General features: G+C 37.8%; 14 protein-coding genes. 13 read left to right on the top strand and 1 reads right to left on the bottom strand.

The features are described from left to right. Positions 1–76: 76 nt before the first annotated feature. The 6 genes from NYR25_04950 to NYR25_04925 all read left to right on the top strand — a co-directional run bounded on the left by NYR25_04950 (position 77) and on the right by NYR25_04925 (position 6,031). The gene (locus NYR25_04950) at positions 77–658 is read left to right on the top strand and encodes a TetR/AcrR family transcriptional regulator (GenBank protein UWF32955.1); all 582 of its coding nucleotides are present in this window, start codon (positions 77–79) and stop codon (positions 656–658) included. 99 nt (positions 659–757) lie between these two features. After that, positions 758–1,552 carry a DUF4097 domain-containing protein gene (locus tag NYR25_04945; GenBank protein UWF32954.1) on the top strand — a complete coding sequence of 265 codons (795 nt, stop codon included), beginning with the start codon at positions 758–760 and terminating at the stop codon, positions 1,550–1,552. 29 nt (positions 1,553–1,581) lie between these two features. Beyond that, positions 1,582–1,821, top strand: coding sequence for a hypothetical protein (locus NYR25_04940; protein UWF32953.1), 240 nt, complete (start codon positions 1,582–1,584; stop codon positions 1,819–1,821). A 266-nt stretch (positions 1,822–2,087) separates the two neighbouring features. Beyond that, a complete protein-coding gene (locus tag NYR25_04935) occupies positions 2,088–3,104 on the top strand; it encodes a YdcF family protein (protein ID UWF32952.1) in 1,017 nt (338 codons plus the stop codon). A gap of 16 nt (positions 3,105–3,120) precedes the next feature. Next, on the top strand, positions 3,121–3,492 hold the full coding sequence (locus NYR25_04930) for a YxeA family protein (protein ID UWF32951.1): 372 nt from the start codon (positions 3,121–3,123) through the stop codon (positions 3,490–3,492). 424 nt (positions 3,493–3,916) lie between these two features. Next, complete coding sequence (locus NYR25_04925) at positions 3,917–6,031, top strand: ATP-dependent Clp protease ATP-binding subunit (GenBank protein UWF32950.1); 2,115 nt, start codon at positions 3,917–3,919, stop codon at positions 6,029–6,031. A gap of 380 nt (positions 6,032–6,411) precedes the next feature. Here NYR25_04925 and NYR25_04920 read toward each other — a convergent pair whose 3' ends face one another. After that, on the bottom strand, positions 6,412–7,044 hold the full coding sequence (locus NYR25_04920; GenBank protein ID UWF32949.1) for a GyrI-like domain-containing protein: 633 nt from the start codon (positions 7,042–7,044) through the stop codon (positions 6,412–6,414). A gap of 456 nt (positions 7,045–7,500) precedes the next feature. Between NYR25_04920 and NYR25_04915 the strand changes: the two genes are divergently transcribed. From NYR25_04915 to dprA, 7 genes are all read left to right on the top strand, one after another. Beyond that, complete coding sequence (locus NYR25_04915; protein UWF32948.1) at positions 7,501–8,679, top strand: acetyl-CoA C-acetyltransferase; 1,179 nt, start codon at positions 7,501–7,503, stop codon at positions 8,677–8,679. A gap of 344 nt (positions 8,680–9,023) precedes the next feature. Then, entirely contained in the window at positions 9,024–10,394 is a 1,371-nt protein-coding gene (locus NYR25_04910; GenBank protein ID UWF32947.1) for an FAD-dependent oxidoreductase, read from the top strand. A 590-nt stretch (positions 10,395–10,984) separates the two neighbouring features. Further along, a complete protein-coding gene (locus tag NYR25_04905; protein ID UWF32946.1) occupies positions 10,985–14,422 on the top strand; it encodes a MucBP domain-containing protein in 3,438 nt (1,145 codons plus the stop codon). Positions 14,423–16,399: 1,977 nt separating this feature from the next. Then, entirely contained in the window at positions 16,400–16,618 is a 219-nt protein-coding gene (locus tag NYR25_04900; protein UWF32945.1) for a preprotein translocase, SecY subunit, secY, read from the top strand. A 770-nt stretch (positions 16,619–17,388) separates the two neighbouring features. Beyond that, the gene (ylqF, locus tag NYR25_04895) at positions 17,389–18,252 is read left to right on the top strand and encodes a ribosome biogenesis GTPase YlqF (GenBank protein ID UWF32944.1); all 864 of its coding nucleotides are present in this window, start codon (positions 17,389–17,391) and stop codon (positions 18,250–18,252) included. After that, a complete protein-coding gene (locus NYR25_04890; protein UWF32943.1) occupies positions 18,239–19,006 on the top strand; it encodes a ribonuclease HII in 768 nt (255 codons plus the stop codon). Before ylqF ends, NYR25_04890 begins: the two co-directional genes overlap by 14 nt. Before the next feature lie 45 nt (positions 19,007–19,051). Beyond that, a complete protein-coding gene (dprA, locus tag NYR25_04885) occupies positions 19,052–19,921 on the top strand; it encodes a DNA-processing protein DprA (GenBank protein UWF32942.1) in 870 nt (289 codons plus the stop codon). Positions 19,922–20,070 lie beyond the last annotated feature (149 nt).

Here is a 20,070-nt window from a genome sequence, read left to right as displayed (position 1 = left end):
GAAATATTTTTTTAGCTATTTTATGACTACAAATTTAAAATTGGTCATACATTTTTAAATTTAGGAGGACTAAGGGATGACAAGAGGTTTTTCAACGGCAGAAAAAGCCCAAATTAAAGCTAACTTATATGCAGCATGTGAAAAAAGTTGGGTGAACGTTGGTTATCGAAAGACTAATGTTGACGCACTTTGTAATAAAGTCGGGATTTCAAAAGGCGCGTTTTATATTTTTTTTAATAGTAAAGAGGAGCTTTTTGCGGACGTAATGGACCGAGTGCAAAATCGGATGATTAACCGCATGAACGATGCAATCGCCGATTCTCCAGATAAAAGGGGATTTATCGAGGGATTTAAACGGTTATACGAAGAATACGATAAGGGAAATTGGATTAAAACTCTGGCTAGTGAGGATTTTAAAGCATTGTTGAGCCGCTTGCCGAGGGAAAGATTAGCTGCGCATAATGCTGACTACACACTAGAGGAATTAGGTGTTGCAATTAAGAAAAGCAATCTAGTTTGTAAGCAGCCAATGGAAAAAGTAGTGGGGATTTTATCCGCATTATTAGCACTATCTGCGGAGAAAGACGCAATTGCTTATGACCATGAAGAAGTATTTGATTATATGTTGAAACATCTTGTTGATTCGCTATTTGAGTGATTAGCATTATGGACGATCAGAACTGAAAAGATTGGTAATGTTACCAGTTTTAAAATTGTTGGAGATGAACCAATTTGGTTAATGAAAGGATGTTTAAAAATGAAAACGATTACATTGATTTCGGCATTATCATCGGTAACAATTTCTTGTTGGTTAGCAAAAAAGATTTATAAGAATCAGCAATTTCAGGGTGTGAACTCTGCAAAAAGGCACTACCACTACGATATATCTGCCGTTCACAAAATTAATTTGTATTTTGAAAGGGGAACGGGAACTATTGAACAGATTGCGGGGGAACAGCTTAAAATTGAGTATTATTTCGCAAATGCCGCACATGAAAATTCATTTGTGTATACGGAGAATGCGGAGTTTGGTCAGCTAGATTTACAACTAAAAAGGAAAAAACCTTTAGCTCCATTAAATTTTTTTGATGGCATTTTTGTTAAGGTGGGGGTTCCGGCGGCTTACAAGGGTCAAATAAATGTTAAAACGATTACCGGATCTCTGCGAGCCGAGAACTTAAGTTTAGAAAAGGTTTCATTAAAATCTGCTACGGGTGACATAGCGGTGCATACGCTACAAAGCAATCAGGTACTAATAAAAACAACCACAGGGGCAATTTCAATTGATGAGTTGGTTAATATCGGTCACTCCGCAAATTCGGCAACGTTTGTTAGCACTACCGGAGCGATTACCCTTATGCATAATAATAAGCTCTTTACTAAAGAATCCGTTAAAACCACGACTGGCAACGTTCATTTAGGTATTGATCAAAAATTAAGCGATTATTTGATTACCTACGAAGGAACGAGAAAAAAAGATTCTGAACTAGTTGGAAATCCGGTTAACAAGATTGTGGTGAAAACCATGGAAGGTAACGTAAGCAAATTTTAAAGGCGCATAGTCGAAATGGGGATCGAGAGATGAAATTATTTGGACTGACGATCTCGTTTTTGGGTTCAAAGGTGAGTTCTAAAACTATTCAAACGGGCAACCTTATTTTTATTGTTTGGGGGATTGGTTGTATTTTAATAGGTATAGTTGTCCTGCTGGGTAACCAAAAGAAGCGTAGTAAAGTTCAACATATCGTAGGCCTTGGTTTATTAAGCGTTGGCATTTTGGCGATGATCAATAATTTATTACAATACCTTTTCTGGAATTAAGCTGCGATGTAACCACTTAACGCCCTACCTTCTAATGAGCATTGCATTTAAAATCGAAAGCCAGCTAATAAGCGTATGGCCTTGGAATGGCTTATGACTGGAATGCGCAGAAAAGTTAACGGCGAGAAAAGATTTTTGCATATTTGTTCAAGCCTTTTTAGAGGTAAGAGCCTCCTCTAGTTGATATAATAACGTGTAGTCAATAGCAATTTACCAAAAGTTTTAATGGCTGCTTCGTATTTATTAAATAATTCGCGGAGGTTGCAATGCTTACTTACCTTTTTTTAATTCTTACTATTTTAGTTTCTAGCATTTACCTGTATAAAGATCGGCGTAATTTTATTGCAGGAATCTTTTTTGCGGGAAGCTGTATTAATTTAACTTTACTAACGACTTTAGGGATTGCCGCTTATCTAGCTGGGGATTCTAGGATTGGAATCATTAGCCTTGCAGTGTTTTTACTATTAGGGATCATCGTGGTTCCGTTACTAGTTGGATTTAGTTTAATTATTAATACTTACGTCATGCAAACGCGCGAAGGCAAAAGTTTGACAGCTAAATTGTCGCTAATTTTTGGGGTTAACCTGTTACTTGTATTGGGTGCGGGTGCGGCTATTTTACTTGCCAACCAGTACTTGGGTCGGTTAACAGGCATATTGTTCGTTTTTATAGGAATCGACGTAACTTTTACGTTTATCTTTAGTTGTTATTTGTTCTATTCTTTTCTGTATCAAATAATTCCTATAAGAGAAAAAGTTGATTATATTATTACGTTAGGCGCTGGAATAAGGTCAGAAACCGTAACTCCGCTCTTAAAAGGGCGACTAGACAAAGCGTTAGAATACTTTTGGAAACAGGATGGAAATCCCAAGTTTGTAGTTAGTGGTGGGCAGGGACCTGATGAACCCGTTTCAGAAGCCTATGCCATGGCGAAATACCTTAAATGTCAACATGTCCCCGAAGATAAAATCATTTTAGAAGACCAATCCACCACTACATTACAAAATATGAAGTTTTCAAAGCAAAAGATTGAAAAGGATTGGAAAAGGTCAGGAATGCCTAAGGTTATTTTTGCTACTAACAACTATCATGTATTGCGCAGCGCAATTTATGCTCGTAAGGCGGGGTTAAATGCAAACGGAGTGGGTTCACCAACTTCATTTTACTTTTTACCTAGCGCGCTAATTCGTGAATATATCGCTTTGTTAGTGATTTATAAGAAAACTACCATTGCGATTGTGTTAGGATGGATTTTGCTTGGACTCTTGTTAGCATTTTTTTAGAATGGGAGAATAGTTTATGCGTAAACGAGTTATAGCTAGCGGTATCGTTGTTGCAATATTTTTATTCATTTTCGGGGGTGCTTATTTCTGGTATAAGTCCAACTACGGCACCGAAAATTATTACACTCAAATAACTAATCAGGGAACCAAAATTGTTGAAAAAGATGGCTCGGGCAGCCAAGTCGTGGATTACATGTATCATCAACCGATCTATGATCAAAATGGCCAACAAGTAATGGCTAAGTTTAGAGGCGGGCTAGAACGGCCCTTAAAACTACATGCATATTTAAAGGTTGGATATAACACCAAGCGGCACCAAGTGATTTCTTGGGAAAAGGTTGCTAAAAAGGACGTCCCTAAAGCAGCTTTAAAACAGCTGCATGAGTAAGTTACTAAAAATATTCAATAACTAAAAGGAAATCATTTCGTCTAGTGACGAGTGGTTTCCTTTTTTATTTCCAAGCCAAATTTTTAATAGCTATCGATTGTAAAAGCTAGTGGCAGGTTGGAGATATTTCTAAATTTGCCAATGGGTTTCGACTTGCTGTACGAAAGTGAAATTTAAGGATCCAAAATGTTTAAATTTAGATATCAAGGCGCAATATTTAATCCTTACGGAAAACTTTTAAAGCCGGAAAATCCCGCTAATAAGGTATTTGACATCCCAAAATATTATACAGGGTAATATAATTAGCACTTTGCTTAACAGAGTGCTAAAAAGGGTGTATACTATAGTTGTAAGTGAAAAGAGTGCTTCTAATTAATATTGCAACACGATTTTTACTTCATTTAATTAACGGAGGTGTTGTTACATGGCCAATTTTTACGGAAATGATCCTTTTTTCAACAATGATATGGATGATATTTTTAATCAAGTTTTCAAACGGATGGGAAATCCCAACGCGGATTCCGCTCGTTACTTGGTCAATGGGCAGTCGTTAACACCAGATGAGTTTGCTCAATATCGAGCAACTGGCAAACTACCAGAAAATGCAAAAACAATCGAAGTATCCAAGGACGGACAACAGGCCCTTAAAAAGGGTGGTATTTTGGAGAAGTTAGGAACTAACCTAACGGAACAAGCCCGCGACGGTCTGCTAGATCCAGTTATTGGACGTGAAAATGAAATTCAAGAAACGGCGGAAATTTTGAGCCGGAGAACGAAGAATAACCCCATTTTAGTTGGGGATGCCGGAGTCGGTAAAACTGCAATTGTTGAAGGTTTAGCCCAAGCAATTGTAAATGGTAACGTTCCGGAAGCTATTCAAGGCAAAGAAATTTATTCAATCGATTTATCCTCTCTAGAAGCAGGAACCCAATACCGGGGGTCGTTTGAAGAAAACATCAAAGACTTAGTCAAGGAAGTTAAGGCAGCTGGGAATATTATCCTATTCTTTGACGAAATTCACCAAATTATTGGCGCAGGTTCAACCGGCGGCGAAGACGGTGGCAAGGGAATGGCAGATATTATTAAGCCTGCATTGTCCCGGGGTGAATTAACCGTCATTGGGGCAACTACCCAAGACGAGTACCGTAATACAATTTTGAAGAACGCAGCGTTAGCTCGTCGGTTTAACGACGTAGTGGTCAATGAACCAAGCGCGGAAGATACGTTTAAAATTTTGCAAGGTGTTAAGGACTTATACGAAAAACATCATCACGTAAAACTCCCAGATGATGTTTTGAAGGCAGCGGTGGATTATTCGGTTCAATACATTCCACAAAGAACTCTACCAGATAAGGCGATTGACTTAATCGATATGACCGCTGCCCACTTAGCAGCTCGGCAGCCTGAAAGTAATCAAGCAACTCTAAACGAGAAGCTCAATAAGCTTGAAAAAGAAAAGGAACAGGCTGTTAAAGAAGAAGACTTCAAACGTGCTGCTGACCTAAAGCAACGGATTGAAGAGACCAACAAGCAAATTAAGAATGCAGATAAGAAAGAAGAAGTCGTTGCAACAGTGGACGACGTTGCTCAATCGGTAGAACGGTTAACCGGAATTCCAGTTTCTGACATGGGTGCTAACGATATTGAACGGCTAAAGGATTTAGATAGTCGTTTGAAGAGCAAGGTCATCGGTCAAGACGAAGCGGTAGAAATGGTTGCTCGGGCAATTCGGCGGAACCGGGCTGGATTCTCCGAAGGTGAACAACCAATTGGCAGCTTCCTATTCGTCGGCCCGACCGGGGTTGGTAAAACTGAATTAGCTAAACAGTTGGCTTTGGATATGTTTGGCAATAAGAATGCGATTATTCGGTTGGACATGAGTGAATATTCGGACCGGACGGCGGTTTCTAAATTAATTGGTACGTCAGCTGGTTATGTAGGATACGATGATAACTCAAATACCCTAACCGAACGTGTACGGCGGAACCCATACTCAATTGTGTTATTAGATGAAATTGAAAAAGCGGATCCCCAAGTCCTAACACTTTTACTTCAAGTAATGGACGACGGACGTTTAACGGACGGTCAAGGAAACGTAATCAACTTCAAGAACACAATTATTATTGCAACGTCAAACGCCGGATTCGGTAACGAAAAATTAACCGGTGACGATGCTAAGGACCAATCCCTAATGGATCGACTTGCACCGTTCTTCCGTCCAGAATTTTTAAACCGGTTCAACGGCATTGTAGAATTCTCGCATCTAACCAAGAAAGATTTAAGTCAAATTGTTGATTTAATGATCGCCGATGTTCAAAAGACGTTGGCAAAGAAGGATTTGACTTTGGAAGTAACTAAACCAGCTAAGGATTGGTTGATGGAACAAGGTTACGATGAAGCAATGGGCGCTCGTCCATTAAGAAGAGTGATCGAACAACAAATTCGAGACAAGGTTACTGATTTCTATCTTGATCATTTAGATGTGAAGAACTTGAAAGCTGATTTGGTTGATGATCAAATCGTCATCGAAGCTAAATAATCATAGCTTAATTTAGTGTTTTCCACATTCAAAAGTCACGCTATTAGTAAGTAGTGGCTATCAAGGAAATCATTTCGTTTAACGACGAAGTGGTTTCCTTTTTTATTTTAAAAAATTCAGGGAGGGGCAATTTTAGATATTAACCAATGGAATTAAGGCTGGCTAATCGTTTAGCTGCGTGTATTAGTAGTCAGGTGAAATGGTAAAGCTAAGAATGGGTAGTATTTTGGCAAAAAACAAAAAAGACCTTAAAGATTGAAATAAAATCCTCAAGGTCTTTTCATTCGAAAAAATAGATACCTTACTTGAAAAATTGGGCATACTTGACTATATTCGCAGAACCAACAAGCGCTATTCAACTAAACTATCACCTTAACTAATTACTGTTTCTCCTGAATAGCCACTCGTAAAATAGTTTTGCGTTTAGCTTCCTCAACCCGGCGAAAATCGCTCATATAGATTTCCGTATGTTCTTTTTCACCACGTTGATAACCAGCTTCATCAATAAATTGTTCTAATTTTTGAAAACTTTCTGGTTCAGTATCAAATGAGCCAACGTGTACGATTTGGGCTACCAGTTGTGCTGGACGATGTTCGAAGTAGATTTGTTCAAACAGGGAAGCATCAATCTTAGGCTTGGCGCGTTCTAAAGCTTCCTTAGCAATCTCATCAGTTACAAAACTTGGTTGTTTAATGCTGATAATGTATTTAAAGTGTTCTTTCTTCATTACCGGAGCATTTAGATATTGGTCTTGAATTCCCCAGTATCCTTGGAGTGGGTACACCGTATATAGCTTAAAGTTAGGGATATCCCAACCTTTCTTTTGACTCATCCGAATAGTATAAGACACAGAATATAAGGTTTGGACCCTTTTCTGAAAATCTGGCAAATTAGGATCACCTTCGCCGGCAATACTAAAATAATTTTGTTCGGGGATGGTTAATATTTGAGGCTTTTTCCTAAGGGAAAAGCCTTTTTCTTCCTTCCGCCATTCAATTTTTTCACTACTCATAAAATTCTCCATTCACTTAAATAATATAGCTCAGCCTAGATGGACTAAGACGTTACAAAAATCAACAATTGCTGAACTTCCAGACGAGACGCATTAGTGTTTTGTACGCTACTATACACGTAAAAACTGTTACTACTGTGATTTTAGCATATTTTAGTTTATCGAATATGGGGCAAATTTCTGGGAGAACTTTTTGAAGGTTTAATGGAACTAAGAACGCGTTTTATAAAAAAACGTAATGATTTTGTTTGGTAGATAAATAATATATGTAAAGAAATATAACAAATGGTAATATTAATGCTTAATAATAGGGAATTAAATCGTTTTTTGAAAGAATTAGTTTGTCCTAGATAAAGGATAACAATAGTTTTTTATTAATATTGCAAATTTTTTAAGGTTAATGATGGTGCAGATTATTTTAACTGTATTTATCAAGATTTTTGGGGTGAACAAGGATTGGATGAAATTTATATAGTTGCAGCCAAACGAACTGCAATTGGCAAACTAGGTGGGAGTTTAAAAGGATTTACAGCCGCTGAACTGGGTGGTGTTGCAATAAAGGCGGCAATGGATCAGGCTAATTTAAAAGATGATTATATTGATCAAGTACTAATGGGAAACGTGATTCAAGCAGGTAATGGTCAAAACCCGGCAAGGCAAGCGGCGGTATCCGCAGGCATTAATTATTCTGTGCCGGCCATTACTATTAATGATGTGTGTGGGTCAGGTCTATCTAGTATTAATTTAGCGGCAAGCCTTATCGCTTCGAAACAAGCAAAAATTGTAATTGCCGGAGGAATGGAAAGCATGTCGGAAGCACCTTTAATTTCGCATAAATCGAGATTTGGGCAGCGACTTGGTAATCAAGTTTTAGAAGATGCAATTCTAAGTGATGCACTAACTGATGCCTGGGGCCACTATCATATGGGGATTACTGCTGAAAATGTTGCTTCGGAATACCACGTTAGTAGACGTGAAATGGATGAGTTTGCTTTAGCTAGTCACCGGAAGGCAGTTGATGCGCAAAATAATGGTCGCTTTGATAAAGAGATTGCACCAATAACCATTAAACAAGCCGGTGGTAAATATTTGTTTAACAAAGATGAGGCTCCACGAAAGGACACAACCATTGAAAAATTGGGAAATTTAAAACCAGCGTTTAAACTAGATGGGGAGGTTACTGCTGGCAATTCTTCGGGGATTAACGATGGGGCTGCAGCGCTAATCCTTGCTTCTAAGGAAGCGGTTATCGCACACGGATTAAAGCCATTAGCAAGGTGGGTGAACTGTTCCCTGATAGGTTTAAGCCCGGATATGATGGGCATGGGACCGTACTATGCTGTTAATGAAGTTTTAAAAAATGCAGGATTAACGAAAGAAGACGTTGATTTATATGAGCTTAACGAAGCTTTTGCAGCGCAATCGATTGCATGTATTAGAAAATTAAAGTTAAAAACAGAGAACGTGAATATTAACGGTGGTGCGATTGCTTTGGGACACCCAGTAGGTGCTTCGGGAGCAAGAATATTAGTGAGCTTAATATACGAGTTAAACGATCAAAAATTAAAGAGGGGCCTTGCTAGCCTTTGCGTTGGTGGCGGTATGGGCGTAGGTACAATAATTGAAGCTGTTTGATTTTTGTGATGAACAGCTTTTTTATTAGGAGGTTTGCTTGCTACTTCTATGCTTTTTAAAAGATAATTTTTAGCGTGCAGCTACCTTTGTTTAGATAAGGGCGTGATTACTAAACGCTGGTGCAAAAAAAGATGTTTAGGACTCTCATCCAAACAGTAACAAGTAACCCATGTTGGTTTAGTTTTAACTTATCTAATAATAAGTACTTTATAACTACATTTAAACGATTGCTTTTAATACATTAAAGTATATTTTTTGGTAAAATTACTGTCGTTTTGTTTGTAAGCGGTTTACAAAAAGAGTTACACTATAGCTGTAATATTATGAATAGGGGGATATTATAGATGGATAAAGCAAAAGTTATTATTGTTGGGGCGTCACACGGCGGGCATGAGTCGGCAATTGAGCTGTTGGATAAATACGATAACGTCGATGTTACGATTTATGAAATGGGTGATTTCGTATCGTTCATGTCCTGTGGGATGCAACTTTACTTAGAAGACCAAGTTACAGATGTTAATGACGTAAGGAACTTCCGACCAGAAGACATCACTTCCAAAGGCGGAAAGATTTTTAATAATCATCAAGTTACAGCAATTGATGTTGACCAAAAACAGGTAACCGTTAAGGATTTAAAAGAAGGTACAGAAGAACAAGTTGCTTATGATAAATTGATTCTTAGTTCAGGAGTGACGCCTAAGAATTTGCCAGTCCCAGGTACAGACCTTGAAAATGTATATTTAATGCGTGGTTACGACTGGGCTACAAAGATTAAGGCAGCGCTAACCGATGATAGTATTAAAAATGTTGCGGTGGTTGGTTCAGGATACATCGGGATTGAAGCAGCTGAAGTATTTGCTAAGAAAGGTAAACATGTCACTTTATTTGATTTTATCGATCGTCCCCTCGGCAATTATCTCAACCCTGAAATGACTGAAATTATCGATAAAACGTTGACTGACAACGGCGTCCAAGTAGAAATGAGCCAGAGCATTACCGCATTTAAGGGTGACGGAAAAGTTGCCAGTGTGGAAACTAAGAAAGGCAGTTATCCTGCGGACCTTGTAATTCAAGCTGCCGGGGTACAACCTAATACAGAATGGCTCAAGGGCGTAGTGGACCTGACAGATCGCGGATTCATCAATGTGGATGGCTACTTGAGAACCAACGTGCCCGACGTATTTGCAGTCGGAGATGCCATCTTACCACTATCTATCCCGGCTGGAAAACCATCTCCAATTGCTTTAGCTACAACTGCACGGCGTGAAGCTCAATACGTTGTAAATCATATTTTCGAGAAGAAACCAACCCAAATCTTTAAAGGCGTAGTTGGCTCATCAGCATTGCATGTATTTGACGAACACTTTGCTTCTACGGGTGTAAATGAATTTACTGCAGAACGTTCTAACGTTGAAATTGTTAATTCACACTATGTCGATCACATTCGTCCGGCATACGTTCCTGAGTCAGAGGGAAATGTTCGCGTGGATGTCGATATCACATTTGACCCCCATACTCACATCGTTTTAGGCGGCGCAGTTCTTTCAACATGTGATTTAACTGCTCAAGGTAATGTTTTGGCTTTAGCGGTAGAACACCGGCTGACAGTTGAAGACTTAGCCGAAGCTGACTTCTTCTTCCAACCTGGTTACGACCGGCAATGGAGTTTAATTAATTTGGCTGCGCAACATGCTTTAGGATATGCACGCTTCTAAAGTAAATTAATCGGTTTATACGTAGTATGAAGTGTCCGAGAAAGTTAGATTATTGATCTAGCTTTCTTGGACATTTTTTATTTTTAAAAATATAACAGTATTCTTCGTTTGCGAATGAAGAGTAATTCAAACCGGTATACGATAGGTAAGTAAATGTAATTATCGATTGCTTTATTTTTTCTTATAAAGTATATAATAAAAGTTTAATTGCCCAATTAACGCACTTCAGCAAGTGCTTTTACATAAAGTTTAGGCTCAATACATTTTAATTAGTTATTTTGAATAAATAAGACAGGGTTAATCATTTGTAAAATTTTCCTTTTGGAGTGGTAATTTTTATACATTATTAAGATTAGGACATTTGATACACCTTAAATTATATATGGTTAGATGATAGATGTTTTGGTAGTGATGAGCTTTTATTAAGATAATTGAAGTTTTAGTTGATATTTGTCTAATATGTGTTATTAATAATATTGTTTATACCAAGCTTGTTTATTTTTATGCTTTCGAAAGTGGTTTAAACATATTGTGCAGGTGCGGTAGTAAAAATTATATCTTTTTAAAATACTTTATGGGAGGTTGATAATTTGTTGCAAAAGAAATACGGTTTTGAAAGGAAGACCCATTATAAGCTCTACAAACGAGGAAAGAAATGGGCTGTAATGGCCATCACAGTACTTTCAATAGGAATTGGGGACATTATAGTTAGTGAACCCAAAGTTTTTGCTGACGTTGTTGTAAAAAACAGCTCCAGTAGTATAAATAAAACCGTATTAAAGCCCAGTTCATCTGCTTATGTTTCTAAAGCAAGTAACGAACTTCATACTGAGTCTGATTTGAAAGCTCATAGTTCTAGTGCAGCTGCTGATTCCCAAGCTAAAACTAAAGCCGTAGCTCATAGTTCTAGTGCAGCTGCTGATTCCCAAGCTAAAACTAATATTGGAGATCATAATTTCAGTTTGGGCCATAGTTCTAATAAACTTAACAAAACTACAGTTAATGCTAATTCACCAATTCATACCGGTAAAATTGATACGAGTACTAACAAAAAAAGTAAAGTATTACTCCCCAATTTTGCTAAGCAGCTCCCTAATAGTGTTACCGTCACGAAAGATAACTTTTTAAATTACTTCCAATTATTAAATGGGGCTACTTACGACTCCAAGACTGGAATTATTACTTTGACCGAAGATGTAGGAAGTAAGGTTGGCGAAGCCGTTTTAAAAAACAAAATTAACTTAAACCAAGATTTTACTTTAGAAGGTAAAGTTTATTTAGGGTCTCACAATGGTGCCGATGGATTGGGGATTTTTTGGCATCCCGGGGAAACGACGTCTATTGGAGGAGCTGGAAATGGATTTGGCCTGAATGGACTAAAAGATTCTTTTGGTTTTAAATTAGATACTTATAAAAATCCAGAAGATCCAAGCAGTGTCAACGGTCCCTTCGGCAGTTATTACTACACTGATTCCAAAGGTCAATATAAATCTTACGATGGCAAAGATGCACCAGCCCAAATGTTTGGCAAAGTCGATGGTACTTGGAATCCAATTGTCTTTAATTATTCTGGTCAGACTAATGTATTGTCAGTTACGCTAGTACGTGGTAATAAAACTTACGAGTGGTCAAAAGATATTACGAAGTTAACGGACATAACTAATTTTGCGTATGCTTTTGGTATAGTGGGTTCTACAGGAAGTTATCATAATTTACAACAATTTCAGTTAATTGATTTTTCTTACGTTGCCTATGGGATAACACATATAAAATATGTCGATGATACTACGGGTAAAGAGATTATCAGGCCTAATGAAATAAGTGGAGATATTGGATCTACTGCTGATATAACAAATAATATAAATTCGGAAAATAATATTATATTAAATTTAGGTAAAGGGTATAAATATGTTAAGACGTCTGCTAAAGCCGGTACTTTATTTGATGAAAAAGATAATATAATCACTTTTGCAACTTATCCGGGTGAAATTATTGTTCATTATACCCGGACCCCCGCTGCCGATGTTTATGTACAATATGTTTCTGATAATGGCAATGTGTTACGTAAAGGCATTGTGAATTATCCAGATGGAACCAAATATGTAGGCGATAGATACAGTACTGATAAAATAAATTTTGAGGGCTATACATTTAAGCGGATGGGAAGCGGTAGCTTAGCTAAGAGTGGCATCTTAACAGAAAGTGGAGGCACTGTAACGTATGTTTATGAATTAAATAAAGAAAAAGCAACTGTGACTTATATTGATGACACAACTGGACAAATTTTGCATGTTCAAAGCTTGTCAGGTTCTTATGGCACAACGGATGCCTATCGAACAAATAAAAATATCGAAAATTATATAAAACAAGGTTATAGTCTGAACTCAGATAATTATCCAGTCAATGGAGTAGTCTATGATCAAGATGGAATAATCAAAAGTTATCAAGTTCACTTGAAACATGATATGGTACAAAGTAAAGATATTAGACAAGTAAATGAAACAATTCATTATTTATTTCAAAACGGTTTAAAAGTTACAGAAGACTATCATGCTAATTCAGTAGGATTTGTTAGAAACGTTGTTACAGATAAGGTAACTGGGGAAAAGACCTATGGTTCCTGGTCGGCAGCCCAAACGTTTGCGGCCGTAGATAGTCCAGTTATTAAAGGTTACACGGCAGATCAAGTACGAATTGGTGCCCAGACGGTAACTGGTGACAGTAAAGACCTTGAGTTTACCGTAGTGTATAAAAAGAAAGCGCCAGTCGTGACGACGGAAAGCAAAACCATCAATGAAAAAGTTCATTACGTATACGCAGATGGCCAGCAGGCCCATCCAGATTATGTAGCAAAACCGGTCACCTTTACCCGGACAGTTTCCACTGATGCAGTAACGGGAGTGAAGACCTATGGTGCTTGGTCGGCAGCCCAAACATTTGCAGCCGTAGATAGTCCAGCTATTAAAGGTTACACGGCAGATCAAGTACGAATTGGTGCCCAAACGGTAACTGGTGACAGTAAAGACCTTGAGTTCACCGTAGTGTATAAAAAGAAAGCGCCAGTCGTGACGACGGAAAGCAAAACCATCAATGAAAAAGTTCATTACGTATACGCAGATGGCCAGCAGGCCCATCCAGATTATGTAGCAAAACCGGTCACCTTTACCCGGACAGTTTCCACTGATGCAGTAACAGGAGTGAAAACCTATGGTGCTTGGTCGGCAGCCCAAACATTTGCAGCCGTAGATAGTCCAGCTATTAAAGGTTACACGGCAGATCAAGTACGAATTGGTGCCCAAACGGTAACTGGTGACAGTAAAGACCTTGAGTTCACCGTAGTGTATAAAAAGAAAGCGCCAGTCGTGACGACGGAAAGCAAAACCATCAATGAAAAAGTTCATTACGTATACGCAGATGGCCAGCAGGCCCATCCAGATTATGTAGCAAAACCGGTCACCTTTACCCGGACAGTTTCCACTGATGCAGTAACGGGAGTGAAAACCTATGGTGCTTGGTCGGCAGCCCAAACGTTTGCGGCCGTAGACAGTCCAGTTATTAAAGGTTACACGGCAGATCAAGTACGAATTGGTGCCCAGACGGTAACTGGTGACAGTAAAGACCTTGAGTTTACTGTAGTATATAAAAGTAATAAACTTCCAGTCAAAACAGTTCAAACATTCATCCCTGATAAACCTGTTAAATTGACTAAGCTAACAAATCCTACTAGGACAGTTGAATCAACTCAACCAAGAAAATCAACTAGGATGGATCAGCTAACAAATTCAAATAAATTAGTTATAGAAGATTCAACGGCAAATTCAACTAATCTATCTAAAACTGTTCAGCCAGTTGTTTTGACCAAACCGAGAGAAGTAGGCAAAGCAGCAAAAACAAAATTTACACAAAGCAAGTTACCACAAACTGGCGAAAAAAAGGAAAATACTGCAACGCTGAGCGGAGTTATATTGATATTTATAAGTAGCCTACTTGGAGTTGTGAGAGTATGGAAAAAACAACGTAAAGATTAGAATAAAAAATAGCGTAATTTCGTTTTCTTTTAAACTAATTTTTATAAAATAATTAAGGGAACCACTTTATCTGATGATGAATTGGTTCCTTTTTTAATAAAATACTTTCATCGGATAATAATATTATTATCAAGGATTGCAGCACAAATTAGGTGATTTGCCTGTTAGGGATGACGACAGAAGCTATTAAAAAACCGATAGTTAGTGAATTAAAAGTAGGCTACAAAGGCGGTTTTGCCAAATTAATTTAAGAGGTGTTTTGGTGTAAAATGTTGGACCAGAAGCGTTTAATACTGAATTCAGTGACATGGCGCAAGAAGCGGTTGAAACAATGCAAAAGAATGCAGAATTAAATTCTTCTGGTTTAATGGGCTCCTGTTTGGTAAAGCGACACTCGATATGGTATAGTTACATTTTAAAATATTGATATCATCGCGTAAGGAGGCGTTTAGTAAGTGCAGATGTTATTGCTTGGTGCGTCTATTTTTCTTTTATTACTGTTGACATTTAGTTCAATAAGTATAGACAAACGGATAAGTTCAAATATAGAGGAAGAAAAGAAGACAATTAAAGATTTTGAAAAAACTCTAGAAAAGTTGCAAGATTAGGAGATTAATATGGAAGTTGATTTAGTTTGCTAGTGAATTTTCTTGATTTTTTGTTTTTAATAGCAATGCTGGTTAATTTAAGAAAAGGAATTCGGCTAGCAAAAGAATTACAAGAACTACGTACAAAAAAACTAACCTTGAAGGAAAAATTTTAGCTAAAATAGTTGAAAATTTAAATGAAAGGTAATTCGTATTAATTACCATAAAAAAATTTATTCTGAATAAAAAGTGCTGATACATATATTGGCTTTTTGCCAAGTACAGGTAATAGTAGAACCTGTTAAGGAAATCACTTCGTCTAACGACGGATTGGTTTCCTTTTTTAGTTTTGAGTAAAATTCAAAAAATATGTAATACTTAAGTACTACGGATCTAGTCGTCTATAAGCTAATTCACTAATCTATCTAAACTAAAGTATATTTATAGTTTTTAACATCATTAGCAAATTTCCGCAATTCATTTGCATGTTCGGTAAAGCTTAATTTATCAAGAGGTTGAATTGTACTATCAACATTTGAAACAATTCCCAATTCTCGACTTAATAATACTTGGTAAAAATTACACATTAAGCAATCATAAATTTTTCTGGGGGATTTGGAGGCTATTCTTCTTAATTGTTTAATGTAGTACGCTGCATTTGAAAAGCGACCTCTTTCTAATTCGAGGACAATGCAGTTATTTAGGAAAATAGATATATCGTTTTGATAAGTTGGAATTGAACTAACTAGTTTAGTACGTCTAAGTATGGTAGTGAAGGATCCACGAATATGTTCATTAGAGAAAATGTACAAACAATTAGAAAAGATTGAGGTTTCAAAGTATCTCCATCTGTTGAACGCGGTTTAAATGTACTTTGATTATATGCATATCTTACTCAGTGTTAAATACAGGTTTATTACGCTGTTTAATAACCTCGTTAAAAAAATACTAAGATAGAACTTTCTTTTCAGGAGTAACATTATTATTCAAATAAAGGGTGTATCCTTGATTATTGACGATGGTTAATCAAAAATGTTTGATAAATAAAAATAAGATGTGGATTCTTTTTAGTGGCTTAAAAGTTATTGTAAAAAGCATATTTGACTAAATGTTAAGTTTTTTTCTAAAATACGAAGCCTTATGTTCATGCTGAAAAAACGCTTGCAAACGCATGAAGAAAGATTACAATTAAAGCGGAAAAGTAGGAACGGTTTTTAATTCAAAAATGTACTATATAAGTATGGATAGGATAAAAGACAAATTTTAAAAGTCGAAATTCAGCAAATATTTGAACCTAATAGAAGTTTCAATAACAATTGTTAAAAGGGGCTTTGTGAATTAAGAAATATTGGAATAGTTAGCATGTATGAAGTAAAGAGAGTGATTCATCATGAAATTAAAAAAGGCAAATCTAACGAAAAGAACTAAAAAGTTGTATATTGTTTGGATAATTGCTAACTCATTAATGTTAGTAATGACTACGTTTACGCCACTTAAGGAAAGTGCAGATTTTGTGGTTGGATCATTTTTCGTAATGTTATTCTTTTCCGTTTACGTGTTTTGTATGGCAATGAAGGATGAGTTTGGTAATAAAGACCGCTTAGGATAGAAAAATCAATTTCACGAGTGAAGGGAACGATTTCGGTTCTCTTTTTGTTTGTCCTAGTGTATGTATGAATCTTTATGAATAGACTTGATGCACACAAAAACAGAAATCAGATTGTCGAGGAATTGATTTCTGTTTTTTGATTTATTTAGGACTAGTAAAAATTAGTTAACCGCTAATTAAATATTGAACATCGTGTAAACAGCTTATTTTCGACTTACTTAATTTGCCCAATGCTCGTTATTAGAAACAATATGGATGCTCAAGATGTGGTAGCAAACAGCTTTGAAGATGGTAAAATTGATTTGGCGATTACTAGATTTGAGGTTTGCCCAATTTTTGCCCAATTTCAATTAATACATCCCCAATGGGTATTCGGATTTGAAAATTTCAATAAATTAGGTAACATAGGTACTTGATGCTAAAAAAATAATTAGCGATCCGATGACTCACGGATCCATTAAAGAGTTAGTTTATTTTTTTTAGACAAATTTGCCCAATTTTTGCCCAATTTCCCAAGAAATTAAATAAAAATAGGGCTTAGTACCTTGATATAAAAGGGATTAGAAAATATACCTATTATACAGTGAACGTATTAGTGTTTTTAAGTGTAGTAAAAGGTTGCTGATACAATAACGTTTAGCTAATCTAAGCAATGCTAATCAGCAAGTTTAAGCGGGCTAATTTAACGGTTTAAAACCGGATTGCCCAATTTTTAAAAAAATAAAACAAACAAGGTGTTTAAAGTCTTGATATAAAAGGAGTTAGAGAATATGCCTATTATACAATGGTATCCGGGCCACATGGCCAAAGCTATTCGGCAAGTTGAGGAAAAGTTAAAGCTCGTTGACGTTGTTTTTGAACTGGTTGACGCGCGGATCCCGGTTTCGTCACGCAATCCGATGATTGAGTCGGTTATTAAGGATAAGCCGCATTTGTTAATTTTAACCAAGGCGGACCTAGCCGATCCCCAAGAGACCCAACGGTGGTTGGAGTACTTCCGCAAAAACGGCGAACATGCCGTGGCGTTGAATTCCAAAGAGCCTTCAACGGAAAAAATTATCCTAAAACATACTCGCGCAATTCTAGCGGATAAGCTTGAAAACTGGGAAAGTCGGGGCATTAAGAAGAATGAGATTAAATCGATGTGTATCGGGATTCCTAATGTAGGAAAATCGACCTTACTAAATCATCTGGTTAACAAAAAAGTTGCCATTACTGGGGACCGTCCTGGCGTTACTAAAAAACAACAGTGGCTTAAATCACGGCAAGGTTTGTACCTATTAGATACTCCCGGAATTTTATGGCCGAAGTTTGAAGACCAATCGGTTGGCAGCAAGTTAGCATTTACGGGGGCAATTAAGGACAACTTATACGCCAATGATGACGTGGCGTTATTTGGCTTGCAAATTTTTGGCGAAAAGTATCGCAGTGGCTTAATGGAGAGGTACCATTTAACGGATGAGGACTTTGACCAGCCGTTGCCAGAACTTTTGCTGTTGATTACCCAGAAGTTAGGAATGCGAGACGACTACGATCGTGCTAGCCAACGAATCCTATTGGATGCCCGAAAAGGCAAACTGGGTCGTTTTAACTTAGATTTTGTGGAGGAGCTTAACGACCGTGGCGACGATTAAAGAAATTAAGGAACGCTTAGTAACCGTTCAAGACGTTAATGATCCTTACTTTTTGGCTCTAGCTGACGATAGCCGGGCCGGAGTACAAAAACTATTACGGCAAAAGGAAAAGGCGCTCCAAAAAGTGGCTGAACAACGCCTCGCTTTTCAAAAGCGGTTTTCCTTGGAAAATGAGTTATGGCAGTCCGGCAAGCAGTTTGTGGCTGGAATTGATGAAGTAGGCCGCGGATGTTTAGCTGGACCAGTGGTGACGGCGGCAGTGGTCTTAGACGACCGTTTTGATTTGGTAGAAGTTAACGACTCCAAACAGTTGTCCTTAAAACTTAGGGAATCTCTGTACGCCCAAATTCTATCTGAAGCAGTTAGCGTTGGTATCGGGGTGCGTTCTAACCAGCAAATTGATCAAATGGGAATTTTGAACGCCACCAAAGCGGCGATGAACGACGCAATTAGCCATTTAAACGTAACGCCGGAACACTTGTTAATTGATGCAGTTCAGGTTCCTACGAGCATCCCTAAGACGGTGATGTATAAAGGGGATGCTAAGAGTATTAGCATTGCGGCAGCTTCAATTGTGGCTAAGGTGTACCGGGACCATCTCATGCGCTCGTACAATAAAATTTACCCCGGCTACGGTTTCGACCAAAACGTGGGTTACGGAACCAAGCAGCACTTGGAAGGTTTAAGGGAGTTGGGAGTTACCCCGCTACACCGGTTGACTTTTGAACCGGTTCCGGAATTTGTCCGACAATAAAATATTATTTACTAAAATCACGTACTGTACATTCGAGGTGAAAGAATGGAACTTCGTGATTTTTTAATTCGCATTAAAATCGGTACTAACTTTAGTATTAAAAAGCAATCCCAAATTTATCAAGCAGTCCACAATCAAGCAGAATTTTCATTAACTGAGTGGGTTCAAACAAGTCCGTTAATTGCTGATGAACAGCGAAGTGATTTAGTTAACTGTTTGCATAGTGCAAAATTAAAGCGTAAGATTCATGAAAATGAGCAAAACGGGGGAATCCTAACGATTGCGGATCCAGCATATCCCGACCTTTTACGTGAGATTTATTGTCCGCCGACCGTATTGTTTTACCGGGGCCGGTTAGATTTACTCCAAGAACCGCGAACGGTTGCGATTGTCGGTGCGCGAAACATGACCCGATACGGAATGGCGACGGTTAAAAAACTGGTGCCAGGGCTTCTTGAGCACCAGCTGGTTACCGTTAGCGGTTTGGCGCGCGGTGTCGATGCGATGACTCACCAAGCTACTGTGGATGGAGCCGGGAAAACAATTGCGGTAATTGGCAACGGCTTAGACGTTGTTTATCCCAAGCAAAACGCAATTTTACAGGACCAGGTGCAACAAACTGGGCTATTAATTAGCGAGTACCCTCAGGGAGCACGTCCGTTACGTCATCACTTTGTGGAACGCAATCGAATTATTGCTGGTTTAGCTCAGGCTACCTGTATTATTGAAGCTAAACAAAAATCGGGCAGTTTAATTACTGCTAGCTTAGCTTTAGGGGAAAACCGCAACGTTTTAGCGGTGCCCGGAAGTATTTTTAGCGAAAATAGCCGGGGAACTAACGAGCTAATTGCTGCGGGAGCGCGGCCATTAATCTCTTTAAATGATGTTCTTGAAGAGGTCGGTTTACAAAGATAAATATACATTTTAAAAAAGTCGTGCTAAGATGTAAACTTGATTAGCACCGTTGTAGTAGTGGCGATTAGACACTACGTCAATTGTTTAGGGTGGTACCCGTTATTTGACAATATAGATTCTAATGCAATAACATGGTGACTATAAATTCT

Source organism: Pediococcus acidilactici, assembly GCA_024970065.1.
GTDB lineage: Bacteria > Bacillota > Bacilli > Lactobacillales > Lactobacillaceae > Pediococcus > Pediococcus acidilactici_A.
Note: the sequence above shows the minus strand (reverse complement) of the source record. Positions and strands in the feature narration are given on the sequence as shown.